The sequence below is a fragment of the Candidatus Epulonipiscium viviparus genome (assembly GCF_030708075.1).
GTDB lineage: Bacteria > Bacillota > Clostridia > Lachnospirales > Cellulosilyticaceae > Epulonipiscioides > Epulonipiscioides viviparus.
Genome location: NZ_CP117982.1, coordinates 1725967 through 1743788 on the forward strand (window position 1 = coordinate 1725967; position 17822 = coordinate 1743788).

Consider the following 17822-nt stretch of genomic DNA (forward strand, 5'->3'; position numbering starts at 1 on the left):
CGGCAAGAGATGATTTCGCATCTGGAAATATTAGAAACGAACAAGATGATACGCGAAGAAAACTTGGATATCAGAACGGTGACGATGGGTATCGATCTGCTCGATGTTGCTTGTGACGATTTGGACAGGCTGTGTAACAAGATATACGACAAAATTGCATTTGCGGCAAAGGATCTTGTAAAAACCGCAGACGAAGTAGCATTGAAATATGCAATTCCAATTGTAAATAAACGTATTGCAATTACGCCGATAGCGCTGGTGGCCGCTTCAACGAAAGCCAACTCCTATGTTAAGATTGCAAAAACTTTGGATAGAGTAAGCGCAGAGGTAGGGGTCAATTTTATTGGCGGGTTTTCGGCTCTTGTAGATAAGGGATATAGCAACTCGGCAAAGGTTTTGGTTAGCAGCCTGGCACAATCGCTTAGCGAAACCGAACGCGTATGTGCTTCGGTAAATGTTGGTAGCACTAGAACTGGCATCAATATGGATGTGGTAAAAGAACTGGGAGAAGTGATAAAGAACGCAGCATCGCTAACTGCAGATCGTGCAAGTATTGCTTGTGCAAAGTTTGTGGTTTTCTGCAATGCACCAGATGACAACCCATTTATGGCAGGGGCGTTTCATGGGGTAGGGCAAAACGATACTGTAATTCATGTTGGAGTGAGTGGTCCCGGAGTAGTAAAGCGCGCATTGATGGATGTGAGAGGCAAAAGCTTTGAACAAATGTGTGAATGTATAAAGCGTACCTCGTTTAAAATGACTAGAGCCGGGCAAATGGTTGCCAAGGAAGTTGCAGAAAACTTGGGAGTGCCATTTGGAATTATCGATTTGTCGCTAGCCCCTACACCAGCAATTGGAGATAGCGTGGCAGAAATATTAGAGGAGATGGGCTTGTCTGCAGCAGGTGCACCTGGATCCACCTTGGCATTGGCAATATTAAATGATGCAGTAAAAAAAGGTGGGGTAATGGCATCGTCTAGAGTTGGCGGCCTGAGTGGGGCATTTATCCCAGTAAGCGAGGATCACGGAATGATAGAAGCCGCGCAAGCAGGTCTGTTAACACTCGAAAAACTAGAAGCAATGACCTGTGTCTGCTCGGTGGGGCTAGACATGATTGCCATTCCGGGAGATACTTCGGCAAGCACGATTTCGGGAATCATTGGCGATGAGATGGCGATAGGAATGATCAACGGAAAGACTACAGCGGTGAGAATTATTCCTGCAGCTGAAAAAAATGTTGGCGATGAAGTAGAGTTTGGAGGGCTATTGGGTACGGCACCGATAATGGCTGTCAATACCGCATCATGTGAAAAGCTAATAGCAAGAGGCGGGCGAGTTCCGGCACCTATTCATAGTTTCAAAAACTAGGCAATGGCAAAAAAAATCCTTTCTGTATTGATGGCAGAAAGGAGCTTCTTGATATTTATAGTACATATCTAAGTACTGCATAGTAGTGGCAGCAGCTGCCCAATAAGCAAAATATATGAAAGAGCTCATGAAAGCCAAAGCGTTGGGATATATTGGGTTTTTTGATAGCGTAGATTATTCCGCCAATGGTATACATCACCCCGCCCAATACAAGATAAAAAATGGCTCCTGGTTGCAAAGATGCGCATAGAGGCTTAACCGCGACTATTGAAAGCCAACCCATTCCCACATACATAGATGTCGACAAAATGCGTGGCATCTCGATCCAAAATATTTTCATTATAACGCCGCTGATTGCAAGAGACCAAATGACAATAATAAATGTCCATTGCCAAATTCCAGCAAGGCCAAACAAGCAAAAGGGCGTATAAGACCCCGCTATTAAGACAAATATCATTGCGTGATCGAGTTTTTTTAATCGCACTAAAATATTTTCCTTGACGTTTACCATATGATATATACCGCTCGCTGTATATAACGAGATTAAACTTAAGCCAAAGATGGTAATGGAAACAATAGCTTTAACTGTGAGCGAATCATTTCTGCCGCTTATAATAAATAAAAGAATAGTGCCGACAAAAAATAAAAGTGCGCCGCCCAAATGGGTATATGTGTTAATTGGTTCTCGGACCATAAGAAGACCTCCTAAAATAATTTTACATTAAATATATCACATGCATAATAGGAATACAATAGAGTTATTTTGACAATCAATTTAAATTGCCGACATTTTACCACTTTTAGAATAGTGACTTTTAGAAAAATTTGTGGTATAATATGGTTATAAATATTTGAAAGGATGATTTACACTATGAAAAAGTTTTTAACATTATCACTAGCAACGCTTATGGCAGTTAGTATTTCGGGAGTTGCAACCGCAGCGGAGGAAGACGGGGCGCATCAATATTGCACAGAATATTTCTTCGATAAATTGAGTGATGATGAAAAGAAGATGTACGAAGAGATGAACGAGGTTGACAAAAGAGAATTTAGAAAGATGAAGCATGAAGAAAAATTTATCGCAAGGCTCAATGAAGAAGAGCAAAAAGCGTATGAAAAACTGGATGATGCCGGCAAAGAGGATTATAGAAAACAAAAGCATGAAGAAAGATTGATTGCGCGTCTAAGCAAAGAAGAGAAAAAGGCCTATGAAAAGATGGATGAAGCTGGCAAAAAAGCTTTGAGAGAGCAAAAGTATGAAGAGAACTTTGTAGAAAAGTTAAACGAAGAAGAGAAAGAAGAATACGAAGCACTGAATGACGCCGATAAAAAGGCTTTCAAAGATGCAAAAATCAAAGAGTACCATCAAGGAAAAGCTACTAATTAATAAAATTCCCCCACCGTTATAAGTGGGGGCTTTATAATTTATACGAATAATTTAGAAACAGATAAATCCTCATGAATTCTGCGAATAGCATCTGCGAATAGTGGTGCCGTATTAATTTCCTGAATTTTGGCCAGCTTTTTTGCCTCGGGTATTTTAATAGTATCCAATATAACAAGCTCTTCTATAGGAGAAGCGTTGATTCTATCTATTGCAGGGCCGGAAAGCACTCCGTGAGTACAGCAGGCATAGATGCTTGTGGCCCCACGGTCTTTTAATGCTTCGGCGGCGTTGCATATGGTTCCGGCAGTATCAATCATGTCGTCTATCAAAATTACTTTTTTGCCTTCCACTTCACCGATAATATTCATTATCTCACTTACATTAGCACGCGTACGTCTTTTATCTATGATGGCAAGAGGTGTGTTCAGCTTAGTTGCAAATCCGCGAACTCGACCTACGCTTCCCAAGTCTGGAGACACTGCAACTACATCGGTTAGATCATCGTTAAATTTATCCATATAATATTTGGTAAGTACTGGCATTCCTACTAAATGGTCTACTGGTAAATTGAAAAATCCTTGAATCTGCGCGCAGTGCAAATCCATAGTTAATAGCCTATCGGCACCTGCTGTTTGCAACAAATCTGCCACTAGTTTGGCACTGATCGGATCTCTTGCTCTTGTTTTACGATCTTGTCTGGCATACCCATAATAAGGAATGACCGCAGTAATTCGTCCGGCGGATGCCCTTTTCATAGCATCTATCATTATTAATAATTCCATAAGATGATCGTTTGTTGGCATTGATGTTGGTTGAATTATAAAAACATCTGCTCCACGGACTTTTTCATCAATCTTAACAGAAATTTCTCCATCGCTAAATGCCGATACTTCTGATTGCCCCAACTCAATCCCCAGCTCTTCAGTTATTTCTAAAGCCAGTTCTTTATGTGCATTTCCTGTAAAGATTTTAATATCTGTATAATTTCTAATCATCGTTCAATGCCTCCTATTAAATTTTAAATACCTCGCATAGTTAGTTAGTTTTTCGATTTTTGGCACGACCCTCTTTGTTGACTTGTTTTGCTCGAGCAATAGCCAATGTGTTTTCGGGAACATCTTTTGTTATAGTAGATCCTGCAGCTATATATGAGTTAGCCTCTATAGTAACAGGCGATATTAAATTGGTATTGCACCCGATAAATACGTTATCTTGTATTTCGCTGCGATATTTATTTTTGCCGTCATAATTTACTAAAACGGTTCCGCAACCAAAGTTTACGTGGCTGCCAACATCGGCGTCTCCGACATAAGTTAGATGCGAAATCTTTGTGCCTTCACCAATAGTAGAGTTTTTGATTTCTACAAAATCCCCAATCTTAACATTTGCTTCTATGTGGCTATTTGGTCTAACATATGCAAAAGGGCCTAAATGTGTATTGTGACCAATTGTACTATCAATTATAACACTACTTTCAACATCGACACCATTTTCGAGAATGCTATTAGTAATTTTAGTATTATATCCGATGCGGCATTCGTTTCCGATTTTGGTGTGAGATTTTATAATGCAGCATGGCTCTATAACTGTGTCAATTCCTATTTCTACATCAGGTTCGATATAAGTATTTTGAGGGTCCTCTATTATTACACCATTTTCCATATGTTGGATATTTATTCGCTCTTTCATAATGGCAGTAGCTTGGGCCAATTGGACTTTGGAATTGACACCCAAAATTTCGCGTTCATCTTGGATCATATACGCATCGATTTTGCCGTCTTCCGAACTTATAATGTCTAATACATCTGTAAAATAGTATTCATTTTGAGCATTATTGTTGGTGAGTTTATCTAATGCGTGTACTAATTTGGCGGCATTGAAGGCATACATCCCGCCATTAATCTCGGTGATGCGTTTTTGATTTTTGTCGGCATCTTTTTCTTCTACGATTTTTTCGAATTCATTAAACCCATTTCGAACGATTCGACCATATCCAAATGGATTACTTACACGTGTAGAGAGAACTGTTCCCAAAGAATTGTGCTTTAAATGATAGTCAACCAAATTTTTGAGTGTTTCGACGGTAACAAGAGGTGTGTCTCCGTATAGTATTAAAACTAAGTCGCAATCGGTTATAAAATCTTTTGCTTGCATAACGGCATGGCCGGTGCCCAATTGCTCGGTTTGTACTCTATACTCTACAGAATCTCCAATTTCGGTCCTAACTTCATCTTCCATATATCCAACCACTAAGCATACTTCGGCGCCCAAGTCTTTTGCCGCTTTAATCGGATATTCCACAATGGCCTTATCAAAAACTTTATGCAATACTTTTGCTTTATTACTTTTCATCCTAGTTCCTTTTCCGGCCGCTAGGATTACTGCTTTAATATTCATAACACAAACCACCCTTCTATATATATACATGTAGTATTTATGCATTTATCACATTATTATTCATCTTGGGGACGATTATTTTTTAGACAAAAATCCAACCAAGAGCAGCCTTTGCAAATATGTTCTAATTCTCCTGCATCCAAAATTTGTTCTTTAACTAGGTTTTTAAAGTCTTCCCATAAAAATGTTTGATGCGGTTCTAGATTAAGAAAATTGAGTACATTGTTATCAAGCCCAAGTACTTTTTCATATCTACCGCATCGTTCTTCTGACGTTTTATGTGGACAGTGTTGGCACAATACATCGCAGTCTGGGAACAATTCAATTTCTGGATTTTTTTGTAAAATTTCAATAAACTCAATCATGTGAGCAACAAACTCTTCGCTATATCCTCTTCCTCTAAATAGTTGTATACATAATCCATGGTGTGGTCGTAATTTATACATATCAACATCTCCCCCTAAAAACTCTTATTAGCAATATACTTTATAATTATGAGATATTAACAATTCGTGAGCCTGTATTCTATCATTTTCAGATTTAAATACTATTCGTAATACCCCTTCTTCGAATTCACGATTATTAACAATTCCTATATCTTTGATATTTACAGCATTGCTACTGAGGATAGTTGCCAACGTGGCTATACTGCCAGGGCGGTCTTTCACATCAACAAAGAGATTATAAGTTTTTGCAAATACGCTTTGTATTCCGTCTGTAAATGTTTCGCGATATAATTTTGCGCACTTAAAGAAATCGAAAATTGCGTTTTCATTATCTGTTGTCAAATTTAGTTTAAACTCATTTAGCAGTTTGATATAGTCGTCAATGGTTTTTATTATTTCGACTTTATTGGAAAACGAAATGTTTTCCCACATTGTGGGGTCGCCAGAAGCTATGCGTGTAATATCCTTAAATCCGCCCGCAGCCAATGTATGCAAATATCGATCTTTAGTATCAGTTTGCTTTACTAAATTTACCAAAGTTGATGCGATAATATGTGGCACATGGCTTATCGTTGCCGTAATTTGATCGTGAATTGTCTCGGGCACAATAATAGGAATGGCTCCTAATCTTTCTATAATTTTGTGTAAAATAAATACTATAAACTCTGGTGTATCACCAAAGGGTGTTAAAATATAATAAGCGTTTTCAAATAGATAATCTGTAGACGCAGTGTAGCCAGATTTTTCTGACCCTGCCATTGGGTGACCTCCGATAAAATATGCGTGAGTACCAGCTAATAATGGCTTAACCTGTTCTAATATACCCGATTTTGTACTGCCTACATCGGTTATGATGCAGTCTTTTGCCACATATTGGAGCAGAGTTTGTACAATCGGTACAATTTCAGAAACTGGAGTACAAATAAATACTATGTTACAACCGGTAAATTCGCTTCCTATGGCTGGTGATATTTTATTTATCACTCCGTCTTCCTTTGCTTTATTTAGAGATTCGATATCGCTATCATATGCTATTATGTCACTATGGTTTGAGTTAATCTGTTTTAAGGTTTTTGCAATAGAGCCTCCGATTAATCCAAGACCAATTATACCAATTTTCACTATTTATTCCTCCCAAAATTTTTAATTACATCATATTTTAGCACTTTTGATCACTATATACAAGTTTGAAAAATTTTTAGCGGTTGCGGTATATTTTGTTTAAGATGGTGGAAAAAATATAGCAAGGAGGTATGATGATGAAACTAATTAAAGCAAATGACTATAATGATTTGAGTAGAAAAGCGGCAAATATTTTGTCAGCTCAAGTTATACTAAAACCTCGAAGTGTTTTGGGGTTGGCAACAGGATCGTCTCCTATTGGAGTCTATAAGCAACTGATTGAATGGTACCAAAAAAACGACATAGATTTTTCGGAAGTAACGACTGTAAATTTAGATGAGTATGTGGGGTTAGCTCCAGAGAATCCGCAAAGTTATAGATATTTTATGAATCACCATTTTTTTAATCATATTAATATAGATAAAACTAAAACTCATGTGCCAAATGGTATTGCAGATGATCTCGAAAAAGAATGTGAGGCATACAATCATTTACTAGATGAAGTGGATGGAATTGATATGCAATTATTAGGAATTGGTTTAAATGGTCATATTGGATTTAACGAACCTGACGGCGAGTTTGAAAAGCTAACGCATGTGGTGAATTTAAACGCTAGTACGATAGAAGCCAATAAGAGATTTTTTGAAAAAATAGAGGATGTACCAAAATCTGCCATTTCTATGGGCATCAAATCTATTATGCAAGCAAAACATATTGTGCTTATTGTGAGTGGTCAAGAAAAATACGATATTTTAAAGCAGTCACTTTTTGGACCGGTGACTCCACATGTTCCGGGGTCTATTTTGCAACTGCATTCGCATTTAACTGTGATTTATTCTTGTGGCAGAGAATTATAATATAGGAAAGCTTTTTTAGACTCCCAAGGATGTAGTAAATGCAATAAGCATCTGCAGTTGGTTTTCGTCTAATGAAGGTGCCAGATTATTGAAAATTTCAATGGGGTCTAGCTTTTCGAGAGGGACAGACTTTGGCATATGAATTGATTGTGGATTTGGAAAACGCTGAGCCGGCTCCTCTTGATACGCATGAAATTGAGGATATACTGTTTCCGTATTAAATTGTTGCTCAAACAAATTTGAATATCTCTGTGGAGTGGGATCAGCCGCATGATGCGACGAAGTTGAGTGGTCATGGTGATGCAATTTTGCAAGCAGATCCATCGTCTTAAATATCATGTCGGCTATTTGAGCTTTTTCGGGGCTCAGATGGTTACTTAGTTCAATTAGTAAATTTTGTTGCCAATCTCCTTCTTTTGGTGTTGAAAAAAATTCATCTTCGTTGTAAAATTTGATTGTATTAATCAATTCAATAACTTTGATTGCGATAGCAAATTGCTTCTGTAAATTCTTGTCAAAATATGGTAATATACATTTGCACACTATCAAAAATTCGTTATTTATAGCTTGGTCTAATTGGTTAGTAAATTCACTCATTTATAAACACCCCTTTTAGTGTCTGTTCTTAATACTTTATGATATAGGCTTGGAATAATAGAACATAGGGGAATGCAAAAGAAAAGGAGGGTTATGATGACTAAAATATTGAGAGAGATTGCAAGTGATATTTCTATACAATATTCACAGAAAAAAGAACAAAAAAAAAAAAAATTGTAGAGGATGAAGTATATGAGGCAATTAGTGATATAAATAAGAAGTTATTGGGTCTAATTACATTTATAGTGTTTTTATCTTGTACGACAGATTCGGGGTTTTCATTATTAATAGTTCCAATTATAATCGGTGCGGGGATGATCAAAGAAGATATCAAAGTAAAAAAGCGTATAGAGATTACACAAAAGTATAAAGCAAATAAAAATAAATTTCGCGATGCGGAATGGTGGGACTAGGCAACTCTCTAAGAGAGAGTTTTTTTTATTTCTAAAGGCCTTTTTATGCCAAAATGGTTGCGCGCTCCTGACATTTAATTTACAAATATTTCGAAATGATTTTAATTAGAAAAAAAAGTTGACTACATTTAAAATAAATGTTAGAATTATTTAAATTTTATAATAGAATTGCAACATAACAGATTATATTGTTACAATGAGTGGTTCTATTGTACCTATAAAAAGGAGGATTAAATGAAAAAAAAACTATCTGCATTAGTAGTTGCAAGCATAATTAGTGCATCTTGCACAACAATTTTTGCGATGGATGAGACTGTATTTATTCCTGTCACGGTCGGGATTACCGAAAAGCTTGATGTAAGCCCCGAGTTTTTGCCCATGTCTGATCCAGATAATATTAGACAATGGCAGTTGAGCGTAACGATGTCAGATGAATTTGAAGGTACAACGCTAGATTCAACAAAATGGTATAACTATCATCCGTTTTGGTCTGGAAGAGGTCCGTCGTCTTTTCATAAAGAAAATGTGAGGTTAGAAGATGGCAAATTAGTTCTTTCATCTACATATGAAACTAAACCGACAGAAACTATGTTAGAATTATCCAAAAAACATGGAGACGAATATCACACTTATGCTTCAGCGGCAGTGGTCAGTAAACATAAAGGTGGCTATGGCTATTATGAAGTTATGACTCGTACTGCACCTATTGGGATTTCGTCTTCGTTTTGGTTTAGAGACCCAAAAGTGGCAAAGCGTGAGATAGATGTTTATGAACAAGTGGGAAGGCCAGAAGATGGAAAAATTATCAAGGCTGACGGCTCTACTATTCACGGAAATACGCATCGTTTTGATCACGCCGATGGGAAAAATACCACCACGCCATTTGGTCTAGATACCGGAATTGATCTAACAGAAGATTATCATGTTTATGGACTCGAATGGGGCAAAGAAAAAATTCGATTTTATTTTAATGGACAATTGATCTATGAATTTGATAATACAGAAAAGCAAGAAATTTTTGAGCCGTTACATGTAATATTTGATATGGAAACTAGATTATTTGATATTAAAACTGATCCGCCTGCAGATAAATTTTATACTTACACAGCTGCAGATGGCGAAGAACGATACACCGGAGATTTTCATATAGAATACTTTAGAGCATGGCGTTCTGATATACCGCAAGATGCTTCTGATCATGAAATTGAAGTAGAAGACTATAAGCATCCTGTAAATAATTTTGTTGCGGAGTACGGTTCTCCCACAATTACTGAAACTAGCGTTGCTGTTGATCCAATTTGGGAAAGCATAAATCCTATATCATTCTTGCAGGCAAAACGCGGGGAAATAACGGAAGATACTGAGTTTGCTGGAGTTAAAGCTATGTGGGACGAAGATTATTTGTATATTTTATGTGAAGTTGTTGATTCTGAAATATATAAAAATCCAACAACAATTCACGAAAGCGACTGTACTGAGCTCTATATTAGTGCATATAAAGATACTACCGGACAATACGGTATAGACGATTTTTGGATCAAAATTTATCCAGATGGAACTACTCAAAATCATGAAAATATGCCAGAGGGAACTATTACCAACAGCTTTTTAACAGCAGCAGGATATACCACTCAGTATAAAATTCCACATAAGTTATATAATGGTCGAACGGGGGCCACTATAGGTTTTGATATTCAGATTAATGATGCATCAGAGCAAGCTGGCGAGCGACATACCATTCTCGGTTGGAATGATACTGTCAATCAAGCATACAAAAATCCAGATGTGTTTGGACAGCTAACTTTTGAAGACGCCAATGGCAACAACGAGCCGATTTCAAATATGCCTCTAATTTCGTTTGAAGATGGAGAAGATCCTGTCTGGTCGGTATCTGGAAACAAAAAAACTGCGTCTGAAATTGTATCATACACAGGAGTAAAAGCAATGTCGGTGACAATGGGCGAGCGTGCCACCGCAAAAGCAGATGTAACAACTCTAACATTGGCTCCAAAAAGCGGAGTGTGGAATATCGGAGGAAATGATCGCATCGTGTCGACGATAACAAATCCCACCGATGAAAGTATTCAAATTAGAATTAACGTAGCAGATGCGCTTGGAAATGAAAAGATGACGTATTTTACAGTAGCTGCAGGTGCGACAAAAGAATGCGTCATAGGTCCAGAAAAGCTGGGTCGGCCGGGAGTGAATGCTTCTGCGTGGACTGGAGATGGGCACTCAGGAAATGGGGTTGATACTTCGCAAATCACAAAAATCAAGTATTATATGCCAGAAGAACTCGCAAATGTTATGAAAGGTGTAACTCAAGCAACGTTCGTTGTCGACGAAGTCTATGCTACTAGATAGCAAATATAAGGAGGATTTATTTTTATGAAAAAATTATCAGCGTTAGTTATAGCAGGAGTTATTGGAATTTCTACAACCAGTTTATTTGCAGCAGAGCCTCATCCAATCAAAACTATTAAAGCAGAATATGGCAGCCCGGTTATCGAAAAGACTGCCGTTGATCCATTGTGGGATAATGTATTGCCGGTTTCGTTTCTGCACGCAAAAAAGGGTGCGATTACAGAAGAAACAGAATTTCCATCAGTAAAAACTATGTGGGATGAGAATTATGTATATGTATTGGCGGAAATTGATGATTCTGAAGTGTACAAAAATCCAGATCCAACAAAACTTCACGAAAGCGACTACCTCGAATTATATTTCAACCCGCTAAAAGATCGTGAAAACGATAAATATGATGACACTGAGTTTTGGCTAAAAATTCATGCAGATGGAACTTTTGAGCATCATGTAAATGCGCCAGAAGGCATAGTTGCTAAAGGATTTTTAGTGGAAGGTGGATACGTTGCTCAAGTGAAAGTACCTCATGAGCTATATACCGCATCAGCAAACGAAACCATCGGCTTCGACTTCCAAATAAGTGACGCTTCGGCGGCAACAGGAGTACGTGATACAATATTAGGTTGGAATGATACAGTTAATTCGGCTTGGAAAAATCCTTCGGTAGTTGGGGAGTTGAAATTTGATCCGCCTTCTGTTCCTGCAACAATCCCGGCAGCGGCACCGATTCCAACAACAGCTCCATAAGCCATAGCACTTTAAATTACTGCCTTAAAAAACGGAGCTGGATACATTAATCTGGCTCCGATCGTTGCGCAAAATGCAGCGAATATACTGTTTAATTATTAGATACCAGGAGGAATTCATTTTATGAAGAAGAATTTATCAGCATTAGTTATCACAGGTTTAGTAGGTTTTTCTCTTTCTACAATAAGTGTTTCTGCAGCGCATCCAGTAAAAACTACCACTGCCGCTTTTGGAACTCCTATTATTGACGAACAAGCTGTCGATTCGATTTGGAACAGTGTCGAGCCAATCACTATGTTTCAAGCAAAACGCGGCGAAATTACAGAAGATACGGCTTTTCCTTCGGTTAAAACTATGTGGGACAATGAATATGTTTATATATTAGCAGAAGTGGAAGATTCAGAAATCTATAAAAATGAGGTAACTTTGCACGAAAGTGATTATACAGAGTTATACTTCAACCCTTTGAAAGACCGCGAAAATGATACATATGATGATTCGGAATTTTGGATTAAGATACATCCAGATGGAACTTTGGAAAGCCATGCCAATGCTCCAGAAGGAATTATTTCGACCGCATTTGTAACTGATACAGGATACGTAACTCAGGTTAAAATACCTCATGAGTTATACACCGCAGAAGAAGGAGAAACTATCGGATTTGATCTTCAAATTGGCAACGCATCGGCAGCGACAGGGAAGCGCGATATTATTTTAGGATGGAACGACACGATTAATTCGGCATACAAAAATCCAGCTGTTGTAGGAGAATTAGTATTTGGCGAAGCGGTAAATCCTCTAATAGGCAAAACTTCTACACCGCTAGAACTATTTATTCCTGCTGTTAATCAAGAAGTGAAGGTAACAGAAAACGGTCACGTTGTAAAAACTATGAACGCGTTTTATGGCAGTCCCGAGATCACTGCAGATGCAACGGCGGTTGATCCAATCTGGAATAGCATTTCTGCAGCAACCGATTTTCACGCAAAAACTGGAGAGCTTATATCTCCTACTGCAATTAAGGCTATGTGGAACGAGGAATTTATTTATTTCTTAACAGAAGTGTCGGACCCAGAAATATTTAAGGCTAATAGCTCCGCAATACATGAGAGCGACAACACAGAGTTATATCTCGACCCAAATTTGAGCCGTGCCGCGTCGTATGATAATGATGACGTTTGGATTAAAATATTCCCAGATGGGTTTACGCAAGGGCACGCAAACATGCCAGAAGGCACTGTGACTAATTCTATAATTACAGAAACCGGATATATCACTCAGTATAAAATTCCATTTGCGGCGACAGCGGCACAGACAATTGGTTTCGATATTCAGATTAATGATGGCGACGAAGCAACAGGAAAGCGTCACAGTATTTTGGGATGGAATGATACCACTGGAGATACCTGGAAAACCTTGGAAACTGTTGGGGAATTATATTTCGCACCAGCCACTTCAAATCCTGTGCAACCAAGAGCGGCGGTTACTACATCTACCGCAACATTATCTTCTGGTGAAGAGCATCCAGTCAAAAACATCGAAGTTGCCTATGGAACTCCCGCAAGCTTTGCAACTGCCGAAGCTCTCGATCCAGCTTGGGATAACGCATCGTCCATATTTGACTTTCATGCCAAAAAAGGTGAAATCACCCCTGATTCCGAACTCTCCAGTGTCGACCTCTTGTGGGACGAAGAATATTTGCATATCTTAGCCATTGTAGACGATACGGAAATTTTCAAAAACGAAGCAACTCTACACGAAAGCGATTATGTAGAATTGTACTTCAATCCACTCATAGATCGTTCAAATGGTAAATACGATAAAGAAGAGTTTTGGATCAAAATACATCCAGACGGAACTTTCGAGAGCCACGCAAATGCTCCAGAAGGTATCGAATCGAGCGCGGTAATTGTGGATGGCGGATATATCGCAGAAGCAAAAATACCTCACACTTTATATACTGCAGAGCCCGGAGCGACAATTGGCTTCGATTTGCAAATAGGCGACGCTTCGGCGGCCACAATGATGCGCGACACGATTATGGGTTGGAATGACACAATTAATTCGGCGTGGAAAAATCCTGATGTTGTCGGAACGTTAACATTCCTTGCAAAAGATGCGATTCCGCAAAATATAGCTGCACCTATTTCTGCTACCAAAAAAGAGCCAGAGGGCCCGGTCGTGATTCCTACTCCGGTGGTTACTGTATCTGATAGAAAAATTTCGTCTGGCCAGACAATTCCTGTAAAGCACACAACCGTGGTATATGGAACTCCAAAGTTTGATGCGAACACAACATCGATGGATCCTGTTTGGGATAAGGCAACGGAAATCACCGACCTTCGTGCTAAGCGTGGCGAAATCACAGAAGATACTGATATGTCGACAATCAAATTGATGTGGGATGAAAAATTTTTATACGTAATGGGTGTGATAACAGATTCTGAAATTTTTAGAAAAGATGAGAGCCCTGGAGATGGCGACAACTTAGAGATGTTCTTCAATCCGCTAGTGGATCGCTCAAATGGCGCATATGACACGAATGAGTTCTGGATCAAAGTATATCCAAATGGCGATATCGAAAGCAATGCCAACATACCAGAGGGTGTCGTGGCGAGCGCGTATTTAACAAAAGATGGGTACGTAGTACAAACAAAAATCCCGCACACTGCATATGAGCCAAAAGCCGGAGCCACCATCGGATTCGATTTCCAGGTAAATAATGGATCGGCAGATATTAATACGCGTCATACAATTTTGGGATGGAATGATACCTTGAATGCAGCGTATGCAAATCCAGATGTAGTTGGAGAATTGACACTGATGGGCAAGCGCGGTGAATTTGGCGACTATGTTCCAGCTGCTACTAAAGTGGAGTCGATTCCGGCAATTCCGCTAGAGCCAGCCATTATAATCGAGCCGCTTCCAGATCCTATCCCGGCAGTGGCAATGCCAGTAGTAAATTTTGATGCCTCCGAAGCTGTGGTCTGGAAAGTAAGCGGAACGCCGGAGACTTCGGCAAATGTTGTGGCCATTGAAGGAAATCGAGCTGTACAGGTTGCGATGGGTGCGCGTCAGGCAGATGGCATTGGAATGTCGACGTTAACGCTAGAACCGGAAGTGGATGCGTGGACGTTGGGTGAGAACAATACGATTGCCGCGACGATAATCAATCCGTCATCTGATGTGGCGGTGCAAGTAAGAATGAAAGTCACAGATCACTTTGGCAATGAAAAGATGAACTATTTTACAGTTGAGCCTGCAACAATAAAGGTTGTAAACGCCGTATTGGGAGAGACTGGAGTAGCAGAGTCAGATTGGAGCGGCCTCGATGGGCACGCAGGAAAAGGCGTAGATAAAACTCAAATCACAAAGATCGAATTCTATATTCCAGAAGATATGCTAGATGTAATGCCTGGAGTGAAGTCCGCAGCATTTATCATCGATTCGGTTCGAGGAGAATAATTTTATATATCCCGCGTTGGCGAGTGAACGGTGCGGGGTATTTTACTTAATAATAAAAATTTTGAGGAGGCATTGTTTATGAAGAAAATTTCAACATTAGTGATAGCGGGAGTTATAGGATTATCTGCAGCCGGAGCTGCCATCGTTGCGACAGAAGTTGCGGAAGTGGCGACAGTTCCAAAAGTAACAGATGAGCCAATACCAGTTGAGATCTCAGAGCCAGTAGTAGCGTTTGAAGAAGCTTTTGAACCTGCGGCAGATGCTAAAGCTGAGCCAGAAAAACTAATATTGGATATGGAAGTATTTGAAGAAATTCCTGTATCAACCGATGCGTCAACAGCCGATGTGCCTGCAACTCCAGATGCGCTAGCCGCCGATGTGCCTGCAACAACAATTGTGGTAGATACGCCGCCACCAGCTGGCCCGATTGAGTATGATCCGATTCCGCTAAAAGTTGAGACTCTTGCTGATGGTACGCAACATCCGGTGAAAACTATGAGAGCAATTTACGGAAGCCCGAATATTTCGATAATGGATCCGATATGGGATTCAGCACCGGCAGTAGTTGACTTTAGTGCAAAGCGCGGAGAGATGCAAGCAGATAAAGAGTATGCTTCAGTCAAGGCTATGTGGGACGATGCGTTTTTATATGTATTGGTAGAAAACGTGGATGAAGAAATTTACAGAAATCCAGCATCTGCAGATGAAAGCGATAATACTGAATTATATTTAAATCCTAACAAAAATCGTTCTAGCTCAACATACGATGAAGATGATTTCTGGATTAAAATTTTTCCAGACGGGCAAGTGTTAAATCACAAAAACACGCCTGCTGGTGTGGAGACAAATGTCTTTGCAACAGAGGTTGGATACACTACTATATACAAAATTCCGCATACGCATGATGTTGTAGCGAATGAAACCATCGGATTTGATATACAGATAAACGACGGCGATGTAGCAACAGGAAAGCGTCACACAATTTTAGGCTGGAATGATAAGATCAACTTGGCGTATATGCATCTTGATATGGTCGGAGAATTGTTACTAGTTTCCCCAGCTGCGATGCCAGAAGTTCCAGCAACTCCAGATGCACCAGCAACTCCAGATGCGCCAGCAACTCCAGATGTGCCAGCAACTCCAGATGTACCAGCAACTCCAAATGTGCCAGCAACTCCAGATGCGCCTGCCGCCGATGTGCCTGCAACAACAATTGTGGTAGATACGCCGCCACCAGCTGGTCCGATTGAGTATGATCCGATTCCGCTAAAGGTTGAGACTCTTGCTGATGGTACGCAACATCCGGTGAAAACTATGAGAGCGATTTACGGAAGCCCGAATATTTCGATAATGGATCCGATATGGGATTCAGCACCGGCAGTAGTTGACTTTAGTGCAAAGCGCGGAGAGATGCAAGCAGATAAAGAGTATGCTTCAGTCAAGGCTATGTGGGACGATGCGTTTTTATATGTATTGGTAGAAAACGTGGATGAAGAAATTTACAGAAATCCAGCATCTGCAGATGAAAGTGATAATACTGAATTATATTTAAATCCTAACAAAAATCGTTCTAGCTCAACATACGATGAAGATGATTTCTGGATTAAAATTTTCCCAGACGGGCAAGTGTTAAATCACAAAAATACGCCTGCTGGTGTGGAGACAAATGTATTTGCAACAGAGGTTGGATACACTACTATATACAAAATTCCGCATACGCATGATGTTGTAGCGAATGAAACCATCGGATTTGATATACAGATAAACGACGGCGATGTAGCAACAGGAAAGCGTCACACAATTTTAGGCTGGAATGATAAGATCAACTTGGCGTATATGCATCTTGATATGGTCGGAGAATTGCTACTAGTTTCCCCAGCTGCGATGCCAGAAGTTCCAGCAACTCCAAATGTGCCTGCAACTCCAGATGTGCCTGCAACTCCAGATGTGCCAGCAACTCCAGATGTGCCAGCAACTCCAAATGTGCCAGCAACTCCAAATGTGCCGGCGCCAGCGGTCGATGCACCTGCAACTCTAGCCGATGCTATGCCATTAATCTCATTTGAAAAAGATGAGGCAAAAGTGTGGAGGGTAACAGGAAATCCTGCAACTACAGCGAAAATCGATTCGGGCGAAGGCGCTGTGGATGGCGAGAGAGCTATCACGGTAAATATGCTTCAGCGCGCTACTGGCAAAGTTGGATTATCTACGCTTAGATTGGCCCCAGCAGAGGGAACTTGGCAGATGGGTAGCAATAATCAAATTCTAGCTTCGATTACTAACCCGAACGACTTTGCTATTCAGATAAGATTGAATGTGATTGATGCTAATGACGATGAGATAGCAGTAGACTATACGATGGTTGCTAATTCGACCGAAGAGTTGGCAATATCTGGTGTAGCTAATGTAGAGGTGGCGGAGATTAAGGTGTTTATTCCGGAATATCTAGCTGGTGCGATGCCAGGAATTAAAAGTGCCTCATTCATTGTTGATAAAATATGGGCAACGAAATAATTATATAATGGGAGAGCGATTGCGGAAGTGGCAGTCGCTTTTTTTGTAGCATAAATTTTGGTTTTTTTGCTATTTTGCCTAGCGACATTTGAGAGTGCATGTTATAATGCGAAACAAGATCCGATAATCGATCTAAAAATATTTA

The 17822-nt window shown here is 39.6% G+C and carries 14 protein-coding genes; 8 read left to right on the forward strand and 6 right to left on the reverse strand.

Annotated features, from left to right (window positions below; genetic code table 11):
- The first annotated feature begins 9 nt into the window (after positions 1 to 9).
- A complete protein-coding gene (locus tag PCY70_RS07195) occupies positions 10 to 1368 on the forward strand; it encodes a PFL family protein (RefSeq protein WP_305766828.1) in 1359 nt (452 codons plus the stop codon).
- 55 nt (positions 1369 to 1423) lie between these two features.
- Here PCY70_RS07195 and trhA read toward each other — a convergent pair whose 3' ends face one another.
- A complete protein-coding gene (gene trhA, locus PCY70_RS07200) occupies positions 1424 to 2062 on the reverse strand; it encodes a PAQR family membrane homeostasis protein TrhA (RefSeq protein WP_305766829.1) in 639 nt (212 codons plus the stop codon).
- Positions 2063 to 2239: 177 nt separating this feature from the next.
- Between trhA and PCY70_RS07205 the strand changes: the two genes are divergently transcribed.
- Positions 2240 to 2755, forward strand: a complete 516-nt coding sequence (locus tag PCY70_RS07205) for a hypothetical protein (protein WP_305766830.1) — start codon at positions 2240 to 2242, stop codon at positions 2753 to 2755.
- A 38-nt stretch (positions 2756 to 2793) separates the two neighbouring features.
- Here PCY70_RS07205 and PCY70_RS07210 read toward each other — a convergent pair whose 3' ends face one another.
- The 4 genes from PCY70_RS07210 to PCY70_RS07225 are packed head-to-tail and all read right to left on the reverse strand — an operon-like array spanning position 2794 to position 6720.
- The gene (locus PCY70_RS07210; RefSeq protein WP_305766831.1) at positions 2794 to 3750 is read right to left on the reverse strand and encodes a ribose-phosphate diphosphokinase; all 957 of its coding nucleotides are present in this window, start codon (positions 3748 to 3750) and stop codon (positions 2794 to 2796) included.
- A gap of 40 nt (positions 3751 to 3790) precedes the next feature.
- The gene (gene glmU / locus PCY70_RS07215; RefSeq protein WP_330696950.1) at positions 3791 to 5152 is read right to left on the reverse strand and encodes a bifunctional UDP-N-acetylglucosamine diphosphorylase/glucosamine-1-phosphate N-acetyltransferase GlmU; all 1362 of its coding nucleotides are present in this window, start codon (positions 5150 to 5152) and stop codon (positions 3791 to 3793) included.
- 56 nt (positions 5153 to 5208) lie between these two features.
- Entirely contained in the window at positions 5209 to 5598 is a 390-nt protein-coding gene (locus PCY70_RS07220) for a DUF1284 domain-containing protein (protein ID WP_305766832.1), read from the reverse strand.
- A 27-nt stretch (positions 5599 to 5625) separates the two neighbouring features.
- Positions 5626 to 6720 carry a prephenate dehydrogenase gene (locus PCY70_RS07225; RefSeq protein ID WP_305766833.1) on the reverse strand — a complete coding sequence of 365 codons (1095 nt, stop codon included), beginning with the start codon at positions 6718 to 6720 and terminating at the stop codon, positions 5626 to 5628.
- A gap of 137 nt (positions 6721 to 6857) precedes the next feature.
- Here PCY70_RS07225 and nagB point away from each other — a divergent pair, with 137 nt between their 5' ends.
- Positions 6858 to 7577 carry a glucosamine-6-phosphate deaminase gene (nagB, locus tag PCY70_RS07230; protein ID WP_305766834.1) on the forward strand — a complete coding sequence of 240 codons (720 nt, stop codon included), beginning with the start codon at positions 6858 to 6860 and terminating at the stop codon, positions 7575 to 7577.
- Between the two features lie 15 nt (positions 7578 to 7592).
- Here nagB and PCY70_RS07235 read toward each other — a convergent pair whose 3' ends face one another.
- The gene (locus PCY70_RS07235; protein ID WP_305766835.1) at positions 7593 to 8174 is read right to left on the reverse strand and encodes a hypothetical protein; all 582 of its coding nucleotides are present in this window, start codon (positions 8172 to 8174) and stop codon (positions 7593 to 7595) included.
- A 224-nt stretch (positions 8175 to 8398) separates the two neighbouring features.
- On the opposite strand from PCY70_RS07235, the gene PCY70_RS07240 reads away from it, so the two are divergent.
- The 5 genes from PCY70_RS07240 to PCY70_RS07260 all read left to right on the forward strand — a co-directional run bounded on the left by PCY70_RS07240 (position 8399) and on the right by PCY70_RS07260 (position 17677).
- Positions 8399 to 8587 carry a hypothetical protein gene (locus PCY70_RS07240; RefSeq protein ID WP_305766836.1) on the forward strand — a complete coding sequence of 63 codons (189 nt, stop codon included), beginning with the start codon at positions 8399 to 8401 and terminating at the stop codon, positions 8585 to 8587.
- Between the two features lie 234 nt (positions 8588 to 8821).
- On the forward strand, positions 8822 to 10951 hold the full coding sequence (locus PCY70_RS07245) for a sugar-binding protein (protein ID WP_305766837.1): 2130 nt from the start codon (positions 8822 to 8824) through the stop codon (positions 10949 to 10951).
- A gap of 24 nt (positions 10952 to 10975) precedes the next feature.
- Positions 10976 to 11698: a sugar-binding protein gene (locus PCY70_RS07250; protein ID WP_305766838.1), complete on the forward strand. Its 723-nt coding sequence runs from the start codon at positions 10976 to 10978 to the stop codon at positions 11696 to 11698.
- Positions 11699 to 11821: 123 nt separating this feature from the next.
- Positions 11822 to 15163, forward strand: a complete 3342-nt coding sequence (locus PCY70_RS07255) for a sugar-binding protein (protein ID WP_305766839.1) — start codon at positions 11822 to 11824, stop codon at positions 15161 to 15163.
- A gap of 78 nt (positions 15164 to 15241) precedes the next feature.
- Positions 15242 to 17677 (forward strand): sugar-binding protein, encoded by a 2436-nt coding sequence (locus PCY70_RS07260; RefSeq protein WP_305766840.1) that lies wholly within the window; start codon positions 15242 to 15244, stop codon positions 17675 to 17677.
- Positions 17678 to 17822 lie beyond the last annotated feature (145 nt).

Bases quoted from the DNA above. Each gene is read 5' to 3' on its own strand.
- nagB (WP_305766834.1), top strand. From the start codon at position 6,858: ATGAAACTAATTAAAGCAAATGACTATAATGATTTGAGTAGAAAAGCG.
- PCY70_RS07250 (WP_305766838.1), top strand. From the start codon at position 10,976: ATGAAAAAATTATCAGCGTTAGTTATAGCAGGAGTTATTGGAATTTCT.
- glmU (WP_330696950.1), bottom strand. From the start codon at position 5,152: ATGAATATTAAAGCAGTAATCCTAGCGGCCGGAAAAGGAACTAGGATG.
- PCY70_RS07260 (WP_305766840.1), top strand. From the start codon at position 15,242: ATGAAGAAAATTTCAACATTAGTGATAGCGGGAGTTATAGGATTATCT.
- trhA (WP_305766829.1), bottom strand. From the start codon at position 2,062: ATGGTCCGAGAACCAATTAACACATATACCCATTTGGGCGGCGCACTT.
- PCY70_RS07210 (WP_305766831.1), bottom strand. From the start codon at position 3,750: ATGATTAGAAATTATACAGATATTAAAATCTTTACAGGAAATGCACAT.
- PCY70_RS07220 (WP_305766832.1), bottom strand. From the start codon at position 5,598: ATGTATAAATTACGACCACACCATGGATTATGTATACAACTATTTAGA.
- PCY70_RS07195 (WP_305766828.1), top strand. From the start codon at position 10: ATGATTTCGCATCTGGAAATATTAGAAACGAACAAGATGATACGCGAA.
- PCY70_RS07205 (WP_305766830.1), top strand. From the start codon at position 2,240: ATGAAAAAGTTTTTAACATTATCACTAGCAACGCTTATGGCAGTTAGT.
- PCY70_RS07235 (WP_305766835.1), bottom strand. From the start codon at position 8,174: ATGAGTGAATTTACTAACCAATTAGACCAAGCTATAAATAACGAATTT.
- PCY70_RS07255 (WP_305766839.1), top strand. From the start codon at position 11,822: ATGAAGAAGAATTTATCAGCATTAGTTATCACAGGTTTAGTAGGTTTT.
- PCY70_RS07245 (WP_305766837.1), top strand. From the start codon at position 8,822: ATGAAAAAAAAACTATCTGCATTAGTAGTTGCAAGCATAATTAGTGCA.